Origin of the sequence: Micromonospora sp. WMMD708, from assembly GCF_049315245.1 — a bacterium.
GTDB classification, from domain to species: Bacteria; Actinomycetota; Actinomycetes; order Mycobacteriales; family Micromonosporaceae; genus Micromonospora; species Micromonospora wenchangensis.
The window spans coordinates 792363-813823 of the sequence record NZ_CP186060.1 but is presented as its reverse complement, the minus strand read 5'-3'; the positions used below and the strand labels follow the sequence as shown (position 1 = coordinate 813823).

Below are 21461 nucleotides of genomic sequence, written 5' to 3'. Positions count from 1 at the left end.
CGGCCGCGCCACCTGCGTGAATGGTCCGGCTACCGGCCCGCCCGTCCCCAGGAGCACCCCGTGTCCGCTGTGCGTCCCCCGCTGGTCCGGCCCGGCGTCGACCCGGCCCGGCGGCGGCTGCTCGGCGCGCTGCTCGGTGTGCCGGTGCTGGCTGCGGGTGGGCTGAGCGGGTGCGGCGTCGAGGCGGAGTCGCCGACGCCGGACGGCCCGGTGGAGCTGTCGGTCTTCTGGTACGGCGGCACCCGGCGGGCCGAGGCCACCGAACGGGCCCTGCGGCTGTACTCGGCCCGCAACCCGCGGGTCACCTTCCGGGTGACCTGGCAGGGGCAGGGCGGCTACTACGAGCGGCTCGCCACCCAGGCCGGCGGCGGCAACGTGCCCGACCTGTTCCAGATCGACGACTCGATGCTCGGCGACTACGCCCAGCGCGGCATCCTGCTCGACCTGGGCGGCTACGTCGACGACGGCCGGATCAACCTGAACACCCTCCCGCCGGGCCTGATCGACTACGGAGAGATCGACGACCGGGTGTACGGCGTCGCGGCCGCGCAGACCCACGCCGCCGTGGTGTTCAACCGCGACCTGCTGCGCCGGCTCGGGGTCGCCGAACCGACCACCTCGATGACCTGGGCCGACTATCTGAGCTGGGCCGCCCGGGTGACCCGGGCCAGCCGGGGCCGGGTCGCCGGCTCGATGGACCCGTCGGGCGACCACCGGGCGCTGTGGCTCTGGCTACGCGGGCTGGGCACCCGGTTCTACCAGGGCCGCCAGTTGGGTTTCGGCCCGGCCGCGCTGCTGGACTGGTTCGAGTTCTGGGAGCGGGCCCGCAGCCAACGGGCCACCCCGGCCGCCGCCCTGGTGGACCGCGCCGACGGGGGCGAGCCGGCCCGGCAACTGGTCGTCAGCGGACACACCGCCGCCTCGTTCGCCTGGTCACACCAGTTTCCCGAGCTGCAGCGCTACAGCAGGGACGAACTGGCCCTGGTCGGCTTTCCCGGCCCCCGGGCCGCCCAGTGGGACCGGGCGTCGATGTACTGGGCCGGGTTCCGGGGCACCCGGCACCCGCAGGTGGTGGCCGACGTGGTCGACTTCCTCACCGGCAGCGTGGAGGTGGGTCGGCTGCTCGGCACCGAGCGGGGCCTGCCGGCCAGCCTGACCGTACGCCAGGCGGTGGTGCAGACCCTCGACGATCCGCTTGCCGAACAGGTCGCCGCCCTCGGTGAGGCGCTGCACCAGCAGGTCGGCCCGGCGCCCGCCCCGCCGCCGCGGGGGCACGGCGAGGTGCGTGCCCTGCTCACCGAGGCGGCCCGGAGCATCCGCACGGGACGCTCCGGGGCGCGGGCGGCGACGACCCAGTTCATGGCCCGGGCCCAGGCGGCCCTGGCCCGGTGACGGGTCGGCGGGACGGGCGGTGACGCCGGTCGCGGGTCAGCGGGGCGGACGGTTGCGCCGGTTGCGGGTCAGCAGCACCACCAGCAGGACGATGCCGCCGACGACCACCAGGCAGCAGAGCAGCCCGAGGACGCCGAAGCCGCCGGCCCTGGACCGTCGCCGGGCCGCCTCCACCACCAACTCGCCGGTGCCGGTGGACGCCCAGGCGGCCACCGGCACGAAGACCGAGAGCACGACCGCGCCGAGGACCGCGCTGAGCCGGCCCCACCATGTGATCGGAGTTGACGTCTTGATCTCAGTAGACATGCCCTCATCCTGACCGAGGGCGGCAAGTCCGGCACCCCGAAGCCCGCAGCGATTCCGGACGGAACACCGGAAACAGCGACAGGCCCCGGAGACGAACTCCGGGGCCTGTCGAAAACAGTAGCGGGGACAGGATTTGAACCTGCGACCTCTGGGTTATGAGCCCAGCGAGCTACCGAGCTGCTCCACCCCGCGTCGGCCCGTTAAGCCTACCCCATCCGCCCGACGGAGATCGGCCGGCCCCCCGATCCGCCGTCCACCCAGCTCAGGGCCGCCCGCCGGGGAGCACCGCCGCCCGGGGCGGAAACGGCGACAGGCCCCGGAGACGAACTCCGGGGCCTGTCGAAAACAGTAGCGGGGACAGGATTTGAACCTGCGACCTCTGGGTTATGAGCCCAGCGAGCTACCGAGCTGCTCCACCCCGCGTCGGCTGGTCAACCGTAGCCTACCGACCCCCGGGCCCGCAAAACGGCACCCCGGCAGTCAGTCCAACCACTCCCGCAGCGCGTCCACCGCCCGCCGGCTGTCGGCGTCCACCTGCGACCGGTCACTGGACGTGCCCTCCCAGCCCTGCTCCCAGAGCACGGTCACCACGTCCCCGAGCCGGATCGCCCGGACCAGCCGGGTCTCGTCCCCGCCGGCCGGGTCACCCGCCCCTTCGGAGTACGACCGGCGCAGCTCGAACAGCACCGACTCGTCGCCGTAGCCGCCCCCGCCGAGCAGCCGGTACCGGGACGTCACCCCCGGGGTGTCGGACGACTGCTGGACCGGGCAGTCCCGCACCGCCGCCCGCAGCTCACCGAGCGCGTCCCCGGCACGACCGGCCCGGTAGACGGTGATGGTGTGCCGGTAGCTGCCGTCCGGGACGTACCCCTTCGGGGTGTCGGCGTACCGGAAGGCCAGGACGCGGCCCCGGCGCTGGACGACACCGGAGTCGCCGGGGTGCGCGCCGCACAGCTGCGGCAGCGGCGGGCCGGGAGTGAACGTCGGCCGCACCCCGGTCTCGTTGGCCGCGGCGAGGGTGAAGAACGCCGCGTCGGGGATCGCGGTCGGCGGCCGGCCGGACGGCGACGTGACGGCCGGGCTGGCCGGGCCGGCCGGCGACCGGCCGGCCGAACCGGTGAGCGCGGACGCGGCCGGGACGGAGGTCACCGTCGCCGCCGGCGACACCGCCGGGGCGGGCACCGAGACGGCGGTGGTGGGTGGGGAGGCCGGCGGCCCGGCGGGCGTGCCGGGCGCGGCGGTGAGCACGAACCGGGTGCCGGCTGCCGTCCCGCCCACCAGGGCCGCCACGACCAGCACCCCGGCCGTCGCCCGCAGCCGGGCCCGGCGGTCGGCGTACCGACGGACCAGGTCGGGCGGGACCAGGCCGCCGGGGTCGGTGTCCTGCGCCAACGACCGGTAGAAACGGTGCAGCTCACGCGACATCGTTGACCTCCAACTCCTTCGCCGAGACGCCGGGGAGCAGCTCGGCCAGCCGGGACCGCCCCCGGGACAGCCACGACTTCACGGTGCCGCTGGGCACCCGGGCCTCCCGGGCGATCTCGTCCACCGGCATGTCGAACAGGTAGTGCAGGGCCAGCGCCTGACGCTGGTTGGCGGGGAGCTGCCGCAGCGCGGCCACCAGGAGCACGGTGTCCTCACCTGGTGGCCGGACGTCCTCCGGTGGCCCGGTACGGCTGATCGCCGTCCGCCAGCTGCGTAACCGGCGGAACCGGTCGGCGGCCAGCCGGCTGACCACCAGCCGCAGCCACGCCTCCGGCGCGGGGTGCTGCGCCAGCCGGCCCCACTGCCGCCAGGCGCGGGCGTACGCCTCCTGGACGAGGTCCTGGGCCTCGCCGTGGTCGCCCGCCACGGCGTGACCGTAGCGCAGGGTCCGCGCCGAGGTGCTCCGGTAGAACTCGTCGAAACTCCGCTCGTCCCTCATGCCCGCACCACGTCCCCCCGTCCCGGCCACCTGCACTGGAGACGGTCAGCGGCATCGTCAGGTTGCGGGACGACCGGTCGGAAAAGCGACGGGGCCCACGATCCCTGTGGTGGATCGTGGGCCCCGTCGACACGGGAGCGGGCCGGTCAGCCGCCGCCGGACGGCGTCGGTGTGGCGGGCGGGTTACCGCTGGACGTGCCCGCCGGATTGCCCTGCTGGGCCTGCTGGAAGGCGGTGATCGCCTCGTCCAGCGCCTTCAACGCGCGGCCGTACCGCTCGAAGTCGCCGGACGCCTGCGCGGCCTTGACCTCGGCGATCGCCGCCTGGACCCGTTGTGTGGCGGCGGCCAGGTCGGCGGCGGGAGGTGGGCTGCTCGCCCCGGGCGAGGCCGTCGGCGAGGGGGACGGCGGGGTGCCACCCGAGGGCGGCGGCGTCTCGCCACCCGGTGGCGGGGTGGTCCCCTGCCCGGCCCGTTTACCCTGCTCGACGAGCTGCTTGATGCCGTCGCTGACGTTGTTGGCCAGCACCACGTACGAGCCGCCGTCGCCGTACGACAGGAGCACCTTCTGCAACAGCGGGTACGCGTCCTGCTGGTTGCTCTTGACGTAGACCGGCTCGACGTAGAGCATCCCGTTGCCGAACGGCAGCGACAGCAGGTTGCCGTACTGCACCTGCGCCTGGTTGGAGGAGAGCAGGTTCAGCTCGGTCCGGATGGTCGCGTTGTTGGTCATCTGCTGGTGCACCTGCACCGGGCCGGAGATCCGGGTCTGATCGGGCAGTTCCAGCACCTCCAGCTTCGGCTGCCCGTCAACGTACGAGCCGGAGATCAGCGCGGCGAGGTTCTGCCTGCCGTTCGGGGTGACCGCCGAGGTGAGCTGGAACCGGGGGGCGTCCTGGTTGGGGAACTGGGTGAACAGGTAGTACGGCGGCTGCTTCTGCCCACTGTCCGGCGCGTCCGGCACGTTCGGCACCTGCCAGAAGTCCTGGCCGGAGTAGAAGTCGCCGGGGTTGGTGACGTGGAACTTGGTGAGCAGGTTGCGCTGCACCTTGAACATGTCGGCCGGGTAGCGGAAGTGGGCGGCCAGGTCGGCCGGGATGGCGCTCTTGGGCAGCACCAGGTCACCGCCGAACGCCTTGTTCCATGCCTTGAGCACCGGGTCGCCGTCGTCGAACTCGTAGAGCCGGACGGTGCCGTCGTACGCGTCGACGGTGGCCTTCACCGAGTTGCGCATGTAGTTGACGTTCTCCCGGGCGAGCTGGAACGTGCCCCGGTTGGTCAACTCGTCGGTGGTCTCCTGCTGGAGGTTGATCCGCTCGGCGTACGGGTAGGTCGCGGCCGTGGTGTAACCGTCGATGATCCACTGGATCTTGCCGCCCACCACCGCCGGGTACGGGTCACCGTCGAGGGTGAGGAACGGCGCGACCTTCTCCACCCGGTCCCGGGGGTTACGCACGTACAGCAGCTTGGAGTTGTCGTTGACCGCCTCGGAGAGCAAGAAGTTCGTCTCCTGCTCCTTGATCGAGTAGAGCAGCCGCCGGGTGAACGAGCCGATCTCGACGCCACCCTCACCGGTGTAGGTGTAGTACTGCTCGCCACCGGTGGTAGGGGTGGGCCGGTCGAACTCGACGTCCTTGTCCGGGCCGGTCTGGCCGACGATGGCGTAGTCGTCGGGCTGCATCCGCTCGCCGTAGTAGATGCGCGGCTGGCTGGCCGGGATCTGCTCGGCCTGCGAGGAGCACGCCTCCTGCGCCTTCTCGCCGAGGAAGCCGGAGACGAAGTACGGCTGCCCACCGCAGACCACCTGGTTGGCCGGGGCCGCGACCAGGCCGTAGCCGTGGGTGTAGACGGTGTGCCGGTTGATCCAGTTGTTCTGCTGGTCGGTCAGCTCGCCGTAGTTGATCTCCCGGACCCCGACCACGTAGTCGGAGGTCTTGTTCTCCACCGAGTAGCGGTCGATGTCCAGCTTGGGGCCGAAGTCGTAGAACCCCCGGACCTGCTGGAGCTGGGTGTACGTCTCGGAGACGAGCTGCGGGTCGAGCAGCCGGACGTTCGGCACCACCGAGGTGTCGGTGGCCAGGCTGGCCGGGGGCACCAGGTTGCTCGCCGCGTACCCCTCGGTCTGCACATCGGATATGCCGAACGCGGCCCGGGTGGCGTCGATGCTGCGCTTGATGTACGGGGCCTCCTTGTCCCGGGCGCTCGGCTTGACCTCGAAGGTCTGCACCGCCCAGGGGTAGATGCCGCCGATCGCGACGGCGGAGACGCCGAGCAGGGCCAGCGAGATGCCCGGCCAGACCAGGTTCCGCATCACCGCGTTGGAGAACACGATGATGGCGATGGCCACCACCACCGAGATGTACGCCAGGATCTCCTTGGCCGGCAGCAGCGCGTTGACGTCGGCGTAGCCCGCGCCGTACAGCTTGGCGCCTTCGTTGTACTCCAGCAGCATGGCCCGCCGGTCCAGCACGTACGCCACGGCCTTGAGCAGGACGAAGACCGCGACGAGCGTGCTCAGGTGGGCCCGCGCGGCGCCTGTCATCCGGTCACCGACGCCCTGCAGGCGCACCCCGCCGAAGATGTAGTGCACGGCCAGCGCGCCGATCAGGGCCAGCACCACGGCGGTGAAGCCGACCCCGAGCAGGTAGCGCCAGAACGGCAACTGGAAGACGTAGAAGCCGACGTCGATGCCGAACTCCGGGTCCTTGACGCCGAAGTCGCCGCCGTTGCGGAACAGCAGCCACTGGCTCCACCGGCCCTGGGCGGAGAGCCCGGCGAACAGGCCGAGCACCACGGCGGTGAGGCTGATCCAGGTGCCGATGCGCGGGGTGAGCAGCATCCGGTACCGCTCCAGGGTGGCCTGCTCCAGCGAGTGCGGGCGCAGCTTCGGCCGCAGCCGGTACGCCAGCCAGAGGTTCCCACCCACGAACGCGGCCAGGCCGAGCCCGACGGCGAGGAAGAGCAGCAGCCGGGTGAGCAGCACACCGGTGAACACCTGGGTGTAGCGGACCTCGTCGAACCACAGCCAGTCGGTCCACGCCTGCACCCCCCAGCCCAGCAGGGTGAACAGGAGGAACACCCCGACCAGGACCCCGATGGTGACGCGTCCGCGCCGACTCATCCTCGGCAGGGGGCTGCTACGCATGGCCACTGTTTGGCTCCGCACGCTCGATGTGATCGGCTCCGGACAGGCACCCAGAGTACGGGGTGTTCCTGAACGTGTCGGGTCAGGTCGTGCCCGGGTCGCCGCCGGTGTCCCGGCGTGGCCCCGCCCTCAGCAGCGGGTCGGTTCCCCACCGGCACGCAACGTGTCCAACGCGGTCAATGCCTCGTCCAGCGAGCCGACCTTCAGCATGGGCAGACCGGGCTGCGGGTTGCGGACCGCCTCGGCGCAGTTGTCGGCGGGGACCAGGAACACCTTGGCCCCGGCCTTCTTCGCCCCGACCAGCTTCTGGGCGATGCCGCCGATCGGACCGACCCGCCCCTCGTCGTCGATCGTACCGGTGCCGGCGATGATCTTCCCGCCGGTCAGGTCCTCCGGCTTGAGCTTGTCGATGATGCCGAGGGCGAACATCAGCCCGGCGCTCGGACCGCCGATGTCCTTCAGGTCGATCTTCAGGGTGAACGGGTGCGGCTGCCGCTGGTCGGGGACCACGCCGATGCGCGGGCGGCCGTCGGACTCCCGGCTGGTCACGGTCGCGGTGCCGGCTGCGCCGTCGCGGACGTACCCGATGGTCAGCGCGGTGCCGGCGGGCTTGCCCCGGACCAGCTCGACCAGCCGGGACGCCGAGGTGACCTTCACACCGTCGACGGTGGTGACCACGTCGCCGGCCTTGAGCGCACCGGCCGCCGGACCGTCCGCGGCGACCTCCTTCGCCACCACCTCGACCGGGTAGCCGAGCTTGACCAGAGCCGCGGTCTCAGCGCTGCTCTGCGAGTTCTGGAAGTCCTCGGCGTTGCGCTTCTCGACCTCCTCCTGCGACTCGCCCGGCGGGTAGACCAGTTCCCGGGGGACCACCGCCTCGTCCTTCGACAGCCAGCCGGCGATCGCGGCGCGCAGCTTCACCGTCGGCTGCACGCCGACCGTGGTCATCCGGAGCTGACCGGCGGAGGTGGAGGTCTCCCGGCCGCTGACCTGGATGACCTCCCGACCGTCGTTGGTGCCGAGGGTGTTCACCGTCGGCCCGGGGCCGAGCACCACGTACGGAATGGGCGCGCCGAGCACGCCGATGCTCAGCAGGGTGGTGAGCAGAGCACCGAGGAGGACGGTCACGCCACGACGTCTCATGCGGCAGAGCGTACCGACCGGTGGCGGCGGGTCCGGCGGGCTGCGGCGGACTTCGCCCTCAGCGCAACGCCGACGGCGGCTACCAGGGGCGCGGCGCGCGTACCGTAGACGTCGTGCCTGATATTCCGTTCGGTTTCGCGCTCCCGGGTGGGCAACCACCAGACCCCAACGATCCCGCGCAGATGCAGCAGTTCATGTCACAGTTGCAGCACCTGCTCTCCGCGCCGGGCAGCGGGCCGGTCAACTGGGACCTGGCCCGCCAGGTGGCCGCCAGCCAGCTCGCGGCCACGGGTGACCCGATGGCCTCCCCCTACGAACGGCACGCGGTGGAGGAGGCGCTGCGCCTGGCCGACCTCTGGCTGGAGCCGGAGTCCGCCTGGCCGACGGGCATCCGCGTCTCCCTGGCCTGGAACCGCAACGAGTGGATCTACAAGACGCTCGACGTCTGGCGCAAGCTCTGCGACCCGGTGGCCAGCCGGATGGTCGGCGCGATGGGCGACCTGGTCCCGCCGGAGGCGCGCGCCCAGCTCGGCCCGATGCAGTCGATGGTCGCCACCCTCGGCGGGGCGCTCTTCGGCGGTCAGCTCGGGCAGGCCCTCGGGCAGCTCGCCGCCGAGGTGCTCTCCGCCGGTGACATCGGCCTGCCGCTCGGCCCGGCCGGCACCGCCGCGCTGATCCCGGCCAACATCCGGGTGTACGGCGAGGGCCTGGAGCTGCCGGAGGACGAGGTACGCCTCTACGTCGCCCTACGCGAGGCGGCCCACCAGCGGCTCTTCGAGCACGTCCCGTGGCTGCGCGGGCACGTGCTGACCGCGGTCGAGAACTACGCGTCCGGCATCCGGGTCAACCGGGAGGCGATCGAGGAGGCGATGGGCCGGGTCGACCCGACCGACCCGGAGTCGATGCAGGCGATCGCCCTGGAAGGGATCTTCACCCCGGAGGACACCCCCGCGCAGAAGGCGTCGCTGGCCCGGCTGGAGACGGTGCTCGCGCTGGTGGAGGGCTGGGTCTGCCACGTGGTGGACAGCGCGGCGGCCGACCGGCTGCCCAACGTGGTCCGCCTCGGTGAGGCGTTCCGTCGTCGCCGGGCGGCCGGTGGGCCGGCCGAGCAGACCTTCGCCGCGCTGGTCGGCCTGGAGCTGCGCCCGCGCCGGCTGCGGGAGGCGTCGGCGCTGTGGGCGGCGTTGACCGAGCACCGGGGCATCGCCGGGCGGGACGCGGTCTGGGGCCACCCCGACCTGCTCCCCTCGGACGCCGACTTCGCCGACCCGGTGGCGTTCGCGACCACCTCGACGGATCTCGACGACGAGCTGGCCACCTTCGACTTCACCGCCCCGGGCGGCCCCGAGGAGCAGGCGCCGGGCAGCCGTCCCCGCCCCGACGACACCGACGGCGACACCGACCGGCCCTGACCGGCCCCGACGAGCCGTGCCACCGGCCGGACCGCCCGCGACCCAGGCGGGCCCGGCCGGTCGCCGTTGGTCGGCCTGATGCCGTAGCCGGTCAGGCCCGATGGCCGGTCAGGCCCGGTAGCCGGTCAGCAGGGCGCGGGTCGCCTCCCAGCCCTCGACGGCCGGGTCCAGGGCGGCCAGGTCGGCCGGGCCGCGCAGCCGGTGCCAGCCGGGGGTGACCGCCACGTCGGCCGGGGCGGGGGCCGCGCGCCGCAGGTCCGCCGGCCCGGCGACGTCCAGGTCCAGCGCCGGCAGCCAACCGGGTACGGGCAGCCGGGACGCCACCCCGAGCAGCCCCGGGCCGCCCTCGACGGGGGCGACGGCGACGGGCCGGCTGGTCAGTGGTCGCAGCAGCTTGCCCAGGACGAGCCCCGGCAGGTCGGGGGCGTCGGCGGCGACCACGGCGGCCTGGTCGTACCCGTCGAGGGCGGCCAGTACGGCGGTGACGGTCGGCTCGGGCACCTCGTACACGGGGGTGTCGGGCCAGCGCACCGCGTCGGCCAGCCAGCGGTCGGCCGGGGTCACCGCGAGCGCGGACTCCACCTCGGCGAGGGTGGCGAACAGGTCCACCACGTCCTCGGCCAGGGCGGTGCGCCAGCGCGTCGGTTCCACCCCGGGCGGCGACCAGGCCACCGGACCGAGCAACGCCACCACCACCCGTCGGACCATTCCCCGACCCTAGTGGGCGGGGTACGGATGATCGACTCCTGTGGGCCGAAGTAGCGCCGTCGACGCCGCCCAGACACCGCTACCTGCGCGCAGATGAGTTGATCACCCCCGGCAGGGCGGCCGACGGGTGGGGCGGTCAGCCGGCGATCGGCACGGCGGAGGCGGCGGCGACCCCCTCCAGGTAGCCGCGGGCCCGTTCGGTCTTGGCGTACCGGCCGACCAGTGCCCAGAAGCGGGCGTTGTGGCTCGGCACGATGAGGTGCGCCAACTCGTGCAGCAGCACGTAGTCGAGCACCCAGTCGGGCATCTCCTGGAGCCGGTGCGAGATCCGGATGGTCCGGTCGGCGGGGGTGCAGGAACCCCACCGGCCGTTCTGGTTGGTGACCCAGCGGACGCTGGCCGGCAGGGCGTCGCCACCCTGGTCGGCCAGGTACAGGTTGATCAGGCGTAGGGCCCGGTCGAGCAGTTCGGTGTCGTTGCGGGCCAGCCGACCCTCCCGGGCGGCGAGCCGGGCGAGCATCCGGTCGACCCACTCGCTCTCCTCGGCCCGGGAGAACTGGTCCGGGATGAGCACCACGACCCGCTCGCCGTCCCGGTAGGCGGACACCGTGCGTCGCCGGCGCTGACTGCGCCGTACCTCGACGACTGGCTTCCGCGCCGCCGCCATCAGTGGGCCGCGCAGCCGTGGTTTCCTGCCACGATGGAAAGCTAATGCGTACTGACCAGGGGTCCGCAAGGGTCAACACCCCGACACGCGCCCGGAAAATGGTGGTTAGTAGTAAGGAGTCCGAAAAAAACTGGTGGTGACCATGAGCCTGAACCCCCGTCACCCTTCGTGGCGACGTCGGCGGCCACCTCCGGGCGCGATCTCCACCGTAGGTGATCGGCCTCGACCGCGCCGCCGCACCCCCGTCCGGGGGACCTCCCAGAGGGCTCCACACGGCGTGTCCCCGGCAAACTCACTTATCCCGCCTATTTCGGGATGCACACTCTCGACGTCGACTTGCTCACAGTGTCGATGCACCGCTGACATGGAACCGCCCAGACCTGGGTAGGGTCCGCCAACCGGCGGTCACGTGGGTGGCCGCGGAGAAGGACCCGGCGCCGGCGCCCCCCACGGCCCGCCGCCGGGAGCACCGCCGGGCCGACGTGTCCGGCGGACGAGACGAGGAGGCTACCGTGGCCGACCAGGCCCAGACCTACAACGGTTACTGCGTGAAGTGCAAGGAGAAGCGGGACTTCGAGGGGCACGTCGAGGTTTCGAAGACCGGGATGAACATGGCCAAGGGCAAGTGTCCGGTGTGCGGCACAACAGTGAACCGCATCCTGGGCAAGGCCAAGGTCTGACCGGTCCGGGTACGACGCGGGAGGGGCGGCCCATCGGGCCGCCCCTCCCGCGACTCCGACCCGGACCGTCCACAGCATCACATCCGGCCCGCCCGTGGCGGCGTCCCGTCGTCCACCACCCGGTCGCGGCAGATCTGTCGGCTGCCCGACATGACTCCCGGTGACCTGTGGATAACTCGCCGAATCCTGTGGACAACGCTGGATCTGGCGCTGCACACCTGTGGACAACGATCGACGCACCGCAGGGACTCGGTCACGATTCGTCGTCATGAGCCCGCCCCACGCCGCACCCTGCCAGCCAGCGCCGCCCTGCCAGCCAGCGCCGCCCCGCCGGCCACTGCCGCACCGCCCGCCCTCCCGTACGGCACTCCTGCGTCCCGCCCTGCTGCCGGGCCTGACCCGGCTCTGGCGGGACCGGCACACCCTGCAACTGGGGCTGACGCCCGGCCGGGCCGTCCTGCTGGAGGTGGCCGACTCGCGGGTCACCCGGCTGCTTGACCTGCTCGACGGCACCCGCAGTGAACGCGACGTGCTGGCGGACGCGGCGAGTGCCCGGGTCGACCCGGGCCAGGCCCGGGGGTTGATCGACACCCTGCACGCCGCCGGGCTGGTCGTACCGGCGCACACCCTGCTCCCCCGTGACCTGACCGGCCCCGACCGGACCCGGCTGGCCGCGGAGGCCGGGGCGCTCGCCCTGGCCACGCCCACCCTGCCCGGCACCCCGGCCCAGGTGCTACGTCGCCGCCGTGTCGCCCGGGTGGTGGTGGCCGGGTCGGGTCGGCTCGGCGCGCCGGTCGCCGTGGCCCTGGCGCAGGCCGGCGTCGGGCAGGTGGCGGTCGGGCTGACCGGTCCGGTGCGGCCGGGTGACCTGGTGGGCACCGGGCTGGCCGCCGCCGACGTCGGGCGGCCGCTGGCTGACGCGGTCCGGGCGGCCATCGACCGCGCCGCCCCGGGCACCCGCACCCGCCCGGCCGGCCGCCACCGGGTCGAGTTGGTGGTGCAGCTCGGTACGGACCGCCCGGCGGACCTGCTCGCCACCGGGTTCGCCCGGCGTCGCCAACCCCACCTGCTGCTCACCCTGCGGGAGGGGATGCCGGTGGTCGGCCCCCTGGTCCGGCCGCCGGTGGGCCCCTGCCTGCACTGCCTGGAGCTGCACCGCACCGATCGTGACCCCGGCTGGCCCGGCCTGGCCGCCCAGCTCGCCACCGGCCCGGTCGACCACTCCTGCGGCACCGCCACCCTGCTCACCGCCGCCGGTTACGCGGTCGCCGAGGTGCTGGCCCAGCTCGACGGCGGCACCCCGGAGACGGTGGGTTGCACGGTGGAGGTCGGGCCGGGCGGCCGGTTACGCCGTCGGGCCTGGGCTCCGCACCCCGACTGCTCCTGCTCAGGCCGCTGACGCGGGGCAGCACCCGACCCGGCCGCAGCCACCGCCGGCCCCCTTCCGGGGCAGCGGACGAGGCAGCGAACGGACGCCCGCGGTGGCGACGGACGGAGGTCGCGGGAGCACGGAACGGGGTACGGGTCCACCCAGCCCGGCTTCAGCGCAGCAGCGGGGCCACGAAGTCGGTAACAATGGCCAGGTGACCGACATCCCGCGCCGCGCCGTGTCCCGGACCGCCAAGCTCGCCGCTCTGCCGCTCGGCTTCGCCGGTCGGACCGTCCTCGGGATGGGCAAGCGCGTCACCGGCATCGCCTCCGACGTCATCTCCGCCGAGATCCAGCAACGCACCGCCGAGCAGTTGTTCAGCGTCCTCGGGCAGCTCAAGGGCGGGGCGATGAAGTTCGGCCAGGCGCTGTCGGTGTTCGAGGCGGCGTTGCCGGACGAGATCGCCGCGCCCTACCGGCAGGCGTTGACCAAGCTCCAGGAGGCAGCCCCGCCGTTGCCGGTGGCGAGCGTGCACAAGGTGCTCGCCGAGCAGCTCGGGCCGGACTGGCGGGACCGGTTCGTCGAGTTCGACGACGCCCCGGCCGCGGCGGCCAGCATCGGCCAGGTGCACCGGGCGGTGTGGCGGGACCCGGAGACCGGGGTGTCCCGGTCCGCCGCCGTCAAGATCCAGTATCCGGGTGCGGGGGACGCGCTGCTCGCCGACCTCAAGCAGCTCTCCCGGCTAGGCGGGATGTTCCGTGCCATCCAGCCCGGCCTGGACGTCAAGCCGCTCCTGGCCGAACTGCGGGAACGGATCACCGAGGAGTTGGACTACGAGCTGGAGGCCGAGTCGCAGCGCGCCTTCGCCGCCGCGTACGCCGACGACCCGGAGATCTTCATCCCGGCGGTGCTCTCGTCGTCGCCCCGGGTGCTGGTCACCGAGTGGATCGAGGGAACGCCGCTGGCGGACATCATCCGGGAGGGCACCGAGGCGCAGCGCGACACCGCCGGCCGGTTGATGGCGACCCTGCACCTGTCCGCCCCGCCCCGGGCCGGGCTGCTGCACGCCGACCCGCACCCGGGCAACTTCCGGTTGCTGCCGGACGGCCGGCTCGGTGTGATCGACTTCGGCGCGGTGGCCCGGATGCCCGAGGGCACCCCGGAGCCGATCGGCCGGCTGCTCGGGTTGTCTTTACGCGGCGACGCCGACGCGGTCGTCGCCGGACTACGCGAGGAGGGCTTCGTCAACCCGACCGAGCCGATCGACGCCCAGGCGCTGCTGGACTACATCCGCCCGATGCTGGATCCGGTGGCGCAGGAGGAGTTCCGGTTCACCCGGGCCTGGCTGCGCGCCGAGGCCACCCGGCTGGCCAGCCCGAAGTCGCCCGCGTTCCAGTTCAGCCGGCAGCTCAACCTGCCGCCGTCGTACCTGCTGATCCACCGGGTGACGCTGGGCTCGATCGGGGTGCTCTGCCAGTTGGAGGCGAAGGCCCCCTACCGGAGGATCCTGGAGCGCTGGCTGCCCGGCTTCGCCCCGGTCGCCTGACCGGCGACGGCCGGCCGACACGACGCGGGGGCGGTGACCGTGATCCGGTCACCGCCCCCGCGTATCAGTGGTGGTTTCAGAGAACGCCCAGGTCGCGAGCCGACTGGCTCCGGCTGTTCATCGCGACGGTACGGGCGGAACGGTGCGCCTCAGTGCTCGTGGTGGTACGACCGGCCTGAGGCCGGCGCATTCGAGCCCGGGACAACGCTTCGTGGAGTAGTTGCATCTCGGTTCCGTTCGGCAGGTGCAGCATCGGGGTTCAACTTTCTCTGGGCCGACGACCGTCGGCGGTGGGTGGAACGGATCGGGTAGGTCAGGCTGCCAGTCGGACCGCGCTGCGCGAGGTGGCCACACCACTGGCCGCCAGTCGCGCCTCGGCCTCGACCCGGAGGGCGGCGTCGCGGGCGAGGTCCTCCTTGCGCGGACGGCCCCGGGGCCGCTTACGCGGGACGACCGCGCCACGCTCGAAGATCTCGCCGCCCCAGACGCCCCACGGCTCGGCCCGCTCGACCGCCCCGGCCAGGCACTCGACGCGCAGCGGGCAGTCCCCGCAGAGCGACTTGGCCAGTTCCAGGTCGGTGGGCGAGTCGGAGAACCACAGGTCGGGGTCGAACTTCCGACAGGGCAGGTTCGCCTCCAGCTCGACGCTCACGTCGAGGGGGGCCAACGCCAGACTCATCTCCCGGTCACCTCTCTCTCACTTCGATCTCGTGGATCGCATTTCCGACGTACTTCGACGGGCAAAAAACTGAGGCCGCGGATCCCGGTGAGCGGGTTCCGCGGCCTCGAGGTGAGCCGGTGGTCTGAGTGTCAGACCGGTCTACCTCGAGGTGGAACGCCGCGGACATCCATGCGCTTCTTGGCGACATCGATGCCCAGACCCGTGAAGCCACTGGTCCCCTCGACACCCGCAGTGGGTGCAACAGTCAGGTTCAGCTCGGCCTGAACCGAGACCTGGTGCACCTGCGGGATCGACGGTCGCGGAGCGGCAAGGGCCACCCACGCAGCCGACAGCGGAGCGCAGGCAGCTGGCATCGCCGCCGGACGCTCATAAGTGATGATCTCCACGGGTGCCACCTCCCTCACGTTCCTCGTGCCGATTCGGACTCAGCCCCCGTGAGCAGCCGTTATGGCGCTGCTCCCGAGGTGCGTCCTGAGGCTATTCCTCGCCACGGGGCGAGGGCAAACGAATTTACGACGAGATTTCGAGAGTTTTTTCCGGGCCGATCTCGTCGACCGTCGCGCCCGCCACCAACGCCAGCACCGCCTCGCCGTACAGGCCGAGTTTGCGGGGGCCGATGCCGGCGATCGCGATCAGCTCCTCCACCCGGCCCGGCCGCCGTTCGGCCAGCGCGACCAGGGTGGCGTCGGTGAAGACCACGTAGGCCGGCACCCGCTGCGCCCCGGCCACCCGGGCCCGCCAGTCGCACAGCCGCTCGTAGAGCTGCTCGTCGATGTCGGACGGGCAGGTGGGACAGCGGCCCAACTTGCGGTCGGCACCGGCGAGCAGGGTCGCGCCACAGATCCGGCAGGAGACCACCGGGGCCCGCCGCCGCTCGACCGCCCGCTTCGCCGCACCCGCACCGCCCGACCGGCCCGTACCGGCCCGTTCGCCGCCACCGCTGCGGTCCAGTTGGGGCAGGAACCGCGACGGACGGCGGGCCCGCCCACCCGGGGAGCGGGCCGACGCGTACGACAGCCAGAGCCACTGCCGGGCCCGGGTGATCCCGACGTAGAGCAGCCGCCGTTCCTCCTCGACCTGCTCCGGGGTACGGGCGTACGAGGTGGGCAGGGTGCCCTCGGAGAGCCCGACCAGGAACACCGCGTCCCACTCCAGCCCCTTGGCCGAGTGCAGGGAGGCCAGGGTGACCCCGTCCACCGTCGGCACGTGCTGCTGGGCGGCCCGCCGGGCCAACTCGTCGTTGAAGTCGGCCAGGCCGGCCGGGCGCTCCACCGTCGCGGCCTCGCCGATCGGCAGCACCTCGGGGGTGGCCGCGTACTCCTCGGCGAGCTGGACCAGGGCGGCGAGCGCCTCCCAGCGTTCCCGGGCGGCGCCACCGGGCGGGGCGGTGTCGGGCGTCCAACCGACGGCGGTCAGCGCCTCCCGGACGGCGATCGGCAGCGGCGTCCCGCCCGGGATCGAGCGGGTGGCGGCCCGCAGCGCCACCATCGCCTGGCGGACCTCGGCGCGTTCGAAGAACCGCTCCGCCCCCTGCACCACGTACGGGACGCCGACCTCGGTCAACGCCTTCTCGTACGCCTCGGACTGGGCGTTGGTGCGGAACAGCACGGCGATCTCCTTCGCCGGGGTGCCCCCGTCGACGAGCGTACGGCAGCGGGCCGCCACCGCGGTCGCCTCGGCCGGCTCGTCGGTGAAGATCCGCAGCTCCGGTTCGGGGCCGGGCGGGCGCTGGCCGTGCAGCTCCAGCCGCAGCCGCGCCTCGGTGCCCCGGGCCTGCCCGATCACCGCGTTGGCCAACCCGACCACCTGCGGGGTGGACCGGTAGTCGCGGACCAGCCGGACCACCGTGGCGTTGCGGTGCCGGCGCGGGAAGTCGATCAGGTACGCCGAGGTGGCCCCGGTGAACGAGTAGATCGTCTGACTGGCGTCGCCGACCACGGTCACGTCGTCCCGGCCGCCCAGCCACGCGTCGAGCAGCCGCTGCTGGAGCGGGTTGACGTCCTGGTACTCGTCGACGACGAAGTGCCGGTACTGGCCGCGTACCTGCTCGGCGACGTCCGGGTGCTCCTCGATGCCCCACACCGCGGCCCGCAGCATGTCCTCGAAGTCGATCACCCCGGAGGAGCGTTTCAGCCGCTCGTACGCGGTGAACACCTCGGCCACCTTCGCCGGCTCGTACGGCGTCTCGCGCAGCGCCCTGCCCGCGGCGACCACGTACTCCCCCGGCTCGACGAGCGACGACTTGGCCCACTCGATCTCGCCGGCCAGGTCCCGGGCGGCGGCCCGGTCGGCCCGCAGGCCGACCTTGGCGGCGGCCAGGGTGACCACCCGGACCTTGCTGTCCAGCAGCTCCGGCATGGCCCGCCCGGACAGCAGCCGGGGCGCGAAGTAGCGCACCTGGCGCAGCGCCGCCGCGTGGAACGTCCGCGCCTGTACGCCCGGCACCCCGATCAGGGCCAGCCGGTGCCGCATCTCGGCGGCGGCCCGCGCGGTGAAGGTGACCGCGAGCACGTGCCGCCCGGCGATCCCGCCGGTCAGCACCCGGTGGGCGATCCGGGAGGTCACCGCCCGGGTCTTGCCGGTGCCGGCGCCGGCCAGGACGCAGACCGGGCCGGCCGGGGCGGTCACCACGGACCGCTGCTCCGGGTCCAGCCCGGCGAGCACCGTCTCCGCCGCTGAGTGAACCGCCACAGCGAGGAATCATCTCAGCTCCGGCCGGTGTTGCACCGGTTAGCCTGGCCTGACCCGGGCCGGTGCGGCGACCCTTGGAGGATCCGACGATGTTGACCATGTATTCCACCCCGTGGTGCGGCTACTGCCACCGGCTGAAGTCGCAGCTGGACCGGGAAGGCATCGGGTACGAGGTGGTCGACATCGAGCAGGACCCGAAGGCCGCGGAGTTCGTGATGAGCGTCAACGGCGGCAACCAGACCGTGCCGACGCTGCGCTTCGCCGACGGCAGCGCCCTGACCAACCCCTCCATCACCCAGGTCAAGCAGCACCTGGCCACGATCGCGGGCTGAGCCCGCCCCCGCGTCACGCAGCGGCCGACCCCGTCGGGGCCGGCCGCTGCGTCGTGTCGCGGGTCAGCGCCCGGGCAGCCGGTCGGCCGTCGGGTCGGACAGCGGACGACGGGGGGCCGGGATGTGGGCCACGGGCGGTGTCGTGGGCGGGACCGGCTGCTTGGGCGGGACCGGCGGGGTGAGCCGACGTCCCCGCCAGAGCCACAGGCCGGCGGCTGTGGTGACCACCCCGACCAGCACGAAGAGCAGCCGGTAGTCGAAGACGCCGACGAGCAGCGCCCCGGCCCCGATGGAGACCGCCTGCGGCCCGCTGACCAGCGCCTCGGAGGCGGCGGTGACCCGACCGAGCAGCCCCGGCGGGGTACGCCGCTGGACCAGCGTGGTCAGCCCCACCATGGTCAGCGGCAGGGACAGCCCGGCGAGCAGCAGGGCCAGCACGCCGAGCCGCAGGTCCGGCCAGGCCAGGGTCAGCGCGGCCGGGCCGAACAGGGTCACCCCGACGGCGAGCGCGCCCAGTTCGCCGACCCGGCGCACCACCGTCGACGAGAGCAGGCCGCCCGTCAGGCCGCCGATCCCCTGCACGGCGATCAGCACCCCGACGAAGGCGGCGTCGCGGCGCAGCCCCTGGTCGACGTACGCGAAGATCAGTGATTCGGTGAAGCCCATCACGAGCGAACCCAGGCCGTAGCCGAGCAGGGCCCGGCGCAGGGCGGCCTCGTGGGTCAGGTGGCGCAGCCCCGCCCCCAGCTCGGCCGGCCAGCGCAGGGCGGCGGCGGCCGGCGGGTGCTCGGTCACCCGGAGCAGTCCCACCACGGCGGCGGCGACCACGAACCCGGTCATCGCCAGGCTGGTCAGCAGCCAACCGCCGACCGTGGCGTAGAGGGCCGCGCCGGCCAGCGGGCCACCGAGGCGCAGGCCCTGCCGCACGGTCTGCAACGCCCCGTTAGCGTCGGCCAGCAACTCGCTCGGCACGAGCTGGCGCAGCAGGCCGCTCAGGGTCGCGTGCAGGGTCAGGTAGGACAGCCCGTAGCAGGCGGCCACCACGTAGATGATCCACACGTCGGCCCGGTCGCGGACCGCGAACAGCGGGCTGAGCAGCAGGGCCGTGCCCAGGTTCGCGACCACGAAGAACGGCCGGCGGCGGTAACGGTCGACCACCCAGCCGATCAGCGGGGCCAGCATCATCGGCGCGATGATCGCGAAGATGGTCGCGCCGGCCAGCCCGTCGGAGCCGGTCAGGTCCTTGACCCAGATGGCCAGGGCGAGCAGCAGCATCGACTCGGCCGCCATGCTGGCCAGCAGCGCGACGAAGAGCAGACGGAAGTCGGGGCGGCGCAGGACGGTGCGCATGGGTTCCCTCCGGCGGGGGGTGGCGTCCGGCTGGACGCGTACGGGGGAACTGCCGCCGGTGGGGACGGCGTCGTCCCGGACCCGGCTGGCACGTTCCACAGTCGTCTTTTTGTCGCAAGACACGCCCTCGCCGGGACCTCCGACGCCGGTCGCGCCGTCCATACTGACCGTGGGGGGCGAGTTTCATACAGTTACCGTCGCGTCTCGTGGCGGTCTACGGAATCGAGGACACCGTGCCTCCTGCCGTACCGAGCCCGATCCTGCGTCGCCGCAGGCTCGGCACTGACCTACGTCGCCTGCGCGAGGCGGCGGGACTCACCGGCGACCAGGTGATCGAACGGATCGGCTGGGCGTCGGCGTCGAAGCTGTCCCGGCTGGAGAACGGCCGCAGCCGGCCCGACCCGGAGGACGTCGCCGTCCTGCTCGACCTCTACCGGGCCGCCCCTGCCCTGCGGGAGGAGTTGCTGGTCATCACCGAGGAGGCCGGCGACATGCGCGCCTGGCGCAGGTCGTACCCGGTGATGACCCAGCAGCAGCTGGGCTGGGCGGAGCTGGAGGCGGGTTGCGCCCAGATCCGCGAGTACAACCCGGTCCTGGTGCCGGGGCTGTTGCAGACCGAGGGGTACGCCCGGCTACGGATCGTCTCGGCCAACGCCGCCGCCGCGTCGGCCGACCCGTCCGCCGGGGACGACCCGGAAACCGAGGTCAAGGCGCGGTTGGGCCGGCAGTCCCTGCTGGACCGCCCGGACGGCCCCCGCTACACGGCGGTGCTGGAGGAGGCGGCGCTGGGCCGCCGGGCCTGCCCGCCGGACGTGCTGCGCGACCAGCTCGCCCACCTCTGCGAGCTGGCCATGCTGCCGAACGTGACGCTGCACCTGCTGCTGCGCGACACCCGGATCGGCGAGTTCTACCTGCCACCGACGGCCTTCTCGCTCTACCGGTTCACCGATTCGCAGGACCCGGAGACGTTGGCGATCGAAGGAGGCTTCATCGACGTCATGTCGACCGAGGCATCTACGGTAAATCGCTATAAAGTGACCTTTGAGTGGCTATGCTCGGCGGCGCTCTCCGCATCGGACACCCTCACCTGGCTCTTCGCGGCGACGGGACGGCTGACCGACACGGCGGCGTCGTCCGTGGTGGTTCCGGGTCCGACAGCAGCGCCGGCCCAACGCCGCCGACAACCTGGGCGCCTGACGGAGCGGTGACACACCGACCCGACGGGGCCGGGCGACCGCCGCTCGTTTCGTCGAAGCAGTTCCAGGAACCAGGAGCAGAGCCATGAACGAGATCCAGACCGTGCCCGCCGACCTGCGCTGGCACAAGAGCAGCCGAAGCCAGACCTCCAACTGCGTGGAGGTCGCCCGGCTGCGCACCGCGACGACCGAGGTGGCGCTGCGGGACAGCAAGGACCCGGACGGCCCGGTGCTGCTGTTCCCGCGGGCCGACTGGCTCGGCTTCCTCCGTGGCACCCGGGACGGCCAGTTCACCCTGGACTGATCCGGTCACCGCAGCGGGGCCGTCGGCAGCCTGCCGGCGGCCCCGCGTCGTCGCGCCACCACACCCGTCGCCTCCACCCGGCGACCCGCCTGAGCAGGCATCGGATGATCGGACAGGACCCGGTCGAAGGCCGGCGTTTCCCTTGCCGGGAACACCGGCGGGCGTAACATGACGATCCAGTGACGTGGAAGTTCCACAACGTACCCGGCCACCCGCGGTCCGTCCGGAGACCACCATGCGTTACCTGATCGTCCGTACCGACATCCGCACCGCCGCCGACATCGACCTCGCCGCCGCCTGGGCGGGCGGAGGTTGCCTACGCAACGAGACCACCACCCCCGAACTGCGCCGCCAGACCGTGCACGCCGAGGACCGGGACGCGGCCCTGCTGCTGGCCCGGGCCCTGTCCACCGTGGGCGCGGTCCGCGCCGGCCGGCAGCGGATCAAGGTGCTGCCGCTCGGCGAACCCGGCCGACGGCACAGGAACCCGCCCGGCTGACCCGCCGTCCGTCGTGGCCGGTCCGGCCCCGCCGGGTCGACTCCCCGCCCGGTCGCGACGGCCCGCGTTCCCGGCCCGGGGCCCGTCGCGGCAACGACGGCCCGGGGCCGGGACCGG

Annotated in this window: 20 protein-coding genes and 2 tRNA genes; 9 read left to right on the top strand and 13 right to left on the bottom strand. The window is 72.9% G+C overall.

Annotation, left to right across the window (positions count from 1 at the left end):
* Positions 1-60: 60 nt before the first annotated feature.
* Entirely contained in the window at positions 61-1392 is a 1332-nt protein-coding gene (locus ACN260_RS03780) for an ABC transporter substrate-binding protein (RefSeq protein ID WP_422754714.1), read from the top strand.
* Between the two features lie 36 nt (positions 1393-1428).
* Here ACN260_RS03780 and ACN260_RS03775 read toward each other — a convergent pair whose 3' ends face one another.
* From ACN260_RS03775 to ACN260_RS03745, 7 genes are all read right to left on the bottom strand, one after another.
* Complete coding sequence (locus ACN260_RS03775) at positions 1429-1698, bottom strand: hypothetical protein (protein WP_422754713.1); 270 nt, start codon at positions 1696-1698, stop codon at positions 1429-1431.
* A 118-nt stretch (positions 1699-1816) separates the two neighbouring features.
* Positions 1817-1890 (bottom strand) — tRNA-Met (locus ACN260_RS03770).
* Positions 1891-2047: 157 nt separating this feature from the next.
* Positions 2048-2121: transfer RNA gene (locus ACN260_RS03765), tRNA-Met, on the bottom strand.
* Positions 2122-2178: 57 nt separating this feature from the next.
* Positions 2179-3123, bottom strand: a complete 945-nt coding sequence (locus tag ACN260_RS03760; protein WP_422754712.1) for a hypothetical protein — start codon at positions 3121-3123, stop codon at positions 2179-2181.
* On the bottom strand, positions 3113-3622 hold the full coding sequence (locus ACN260_RS03755; protein ID WP_204926787.1) for a SigE family RNA polymerase sigma factor: 510 nt from the start codon (positions 3620-3622) through the stop codon (positions 3113-3115). Before ACN260_RS03755 ends, ACN260_RS03760 begins: the two co-directional genes overlap by 11 nt.
* A gap of 146 nt (positions 3623-3768) precedes the next feature.
* Entirely contained in the window at positions 3769-6765 is a 2997-nt protein-coding gene (locus ACN260_RS03750; RefSeq protein WP_422754711.1) for a UPF0182 family protein, read from the bottom strand.
* Between the two features lie 129 nt (positions 6766-6894).
* On the bottom strand, positions 6895-7908 hold the full coding sequence (locus ACN260_RS03745; protein WP_422754710.1) for a YlbL family protein: 1014 nt from the start codon (positions 7906-7908) through the stop codon (positions 6895-6897).
* Between the two features lie 113 nt (positions 7909-8021).
* On the opposite strand from ACN260_RS03745, the gene ACN260_RS03740 reads away from it, so the two are divergent.
* Entirely contained in the window at positions 8022-9320 is a 1299-nt protein-coding gene (locus ACN260_RS03740; protein WP_422754709.1) for a zinc-dependent metalloprotease, read from the top strand.
* A gap of 108 nt (positions 9321-9428) precedes the next feature.
* Here the strand turns inward: ACN260_RS03740 and ACN260_RS03735 are convergent, their stop codons facing one another.
* Together ACN260_RS03735 and ACN260_RS03730 are read right to left on the bottom strand one after the other, a co-directional pair.
* Positions 9429-10028, bottom strand: a complete 600-nt coding sequence (locus tag ACN260_RS03735) for a hypothetical protein (protein WP_422754708.1) — start codon at positions 10026-10028, stop codon at positions 9429-9431.
* A gap of 136 nt (positions 10029-10164) precedes the next feature.
* Positions 10165-10695, bottom strand: a complete 531-nt coding sequence (locus ACN260_RS03730; RefSeq protein WP_088644234.1) for a M48 family metallopeptidase — start codon at positions 10693-10695, stop codon at positions 10165-10167.
* Between the two features lie 512 nt (positions 10696-11207).
* On the opposite strand from ACN260_RS03730, the gene ACN260_RS03725 reads away from it, so the two are divergent.
* The 3 genes from ACN260_RS03725 (at position 11208) to ACN260_RS03715 (ending at position 14290) form a co-directional block, all read left to right on the top strand.
* On the top strand, positions 11208-11375 hold the full coding sequence (locus ACN260_RS03725) for a DUF5679 domain-containing protein (protein WP_007464795.1): 168 nt from the start codon (positions 11208-11210) through the stop codon (positions 11373-11375).
* Positions 11376-11643: 268 nt separating this feature from the next.
* Positions 11644-12774, top strand: coding sequence for a hypothetical protein (locus ACN260_RS03720; protein ID WP_422754707.1), 1131 nt, complete (start codon positions 11644-11646; stop codon positions 12772-12774).
* A 184-nt stretch (positions 12775-12958) separates the two neighbouring features.
* Positions 12959-14290 carry an ABC1 kinase family protein gene (locus tag ACN260_RS03715; RefSeq protein ID WP_422754706.1) on the top strand — a complete coding sequence of 444 codons (1332 nt, stop codon included), beginning with the start codon at positions 12959-12961 and terminating at the stop codon, positions 14288-14290.
* A 313-nt stretch (positions 14291-14603) separates the two neighbouring features.
* Here ACN260_RS03715 and ACN260_RS03710 read toward each other — a convergent pair whose 3' ends face one another.
* The 3 genes from ACN260_RS03710 to ACN260_RS03700 form a co-directional block, all read right to left on the bottom strand.
* A complete protein-coding gene (locus tag ACN260_RS03710) occupies positions 14604-14969 on the bottom strand; it encodes a WhiB family transcriptional regulator (protein WP_145921584.1) in 366 nt (121 codons plus the stop codon).
* Positions 14970-15100: 131 nt separating this feature from the next.
* Positions 15101-15358: a hypothetical protein gene (locus ACN260_RS03705; protein WP_088644283.1), complete on the bottom strand. Its 258-nt coding sequence runs from the start codon at positions 15356-15358 to the stop codon at positions 15101-15103.
* Between the two features lie 124 nt (positions 15359-15482).
* Positions 15483-17663: an ATP-dependent DNA helicase UvrD2 gene (locus ACN260_RS03700; RefSeq protein WP_422754705.1), complete on the bottom strand. Its 2181-nt coding sequence runs from the start codon at positions 17661-17663 to the stop codon at positions 15483-15485.
* Positions 17664-17752: 89 nt separating this feature from the next.
* On the opposite strand from ACN260_RS03700, the gene ACN260_RS03695 reads away from it, so the two are divergent.
* On the top strand, positions 17753-17995 hold the full coding sequence (locus ACN260_RS03695; RefSeq protein WP_422754704.1) for a mycoredoxin: 243 nt from the start codon (positions 17753-17755) through the stop codon (positions 17993-17995).
* A 63-nt stretch (positions 17996-18058) separates the two neighbouring features.
* Here the strand turns inward: ACN260_RS03695 and ACN260_RS03690 are convergent, their stop codons facing one another.
* Entirely contained in the window at positions 18059-19345 is a 1287-nt protein-coding gene (locus tag ACN260_RS03690; RefSeq protein ID WP_422756607.1) for an MFS transporter, read from the bottom strand.
* Positions 19346-19578: 233 nt separating this feature from the next.
* Between ACN260_RS03690 and ACN260_RS03685 the strand changes: the two genes are divergently transcribed.
* The 3 genes from ACN260_RS03685 (at position 19579) to ACN260_RS03675 (ending at position 21344) form a co-directional block, all read left to right on the top strand.
* Positions 19579-20553, top strand: a complete 975-nt coding sequence (locus tag ACN260_RS03685) for a helix-turn-helix domain-containing protein (protein WP_422756606.1) — start codon at positions 19579-19581, stop codon at positions 20551-20553.
* Between the two features lie 73 nt (positions 20554-20626).
* Entirely contained in the window at positions 20627-20845 is a 219-nt protein-coding gene (locus ACN260_RS03680) for a DUF397 domain-containing protein (RefSeq protein WP_088644241.1), read from the top strand.
* Between the two features lie 235 nt (positions 20846-21080).
* A complete protein-coding gene (locus ACN260_RS03675) occupies positions 21081-21344 on the top strand; it encodes a hypothetical protein (RefSeq protein WP_422756605.1) in 264 nt (87 codons plus the stop codon).
* Positions 21345-21461 lie beyond the last annotated feature (117 nt).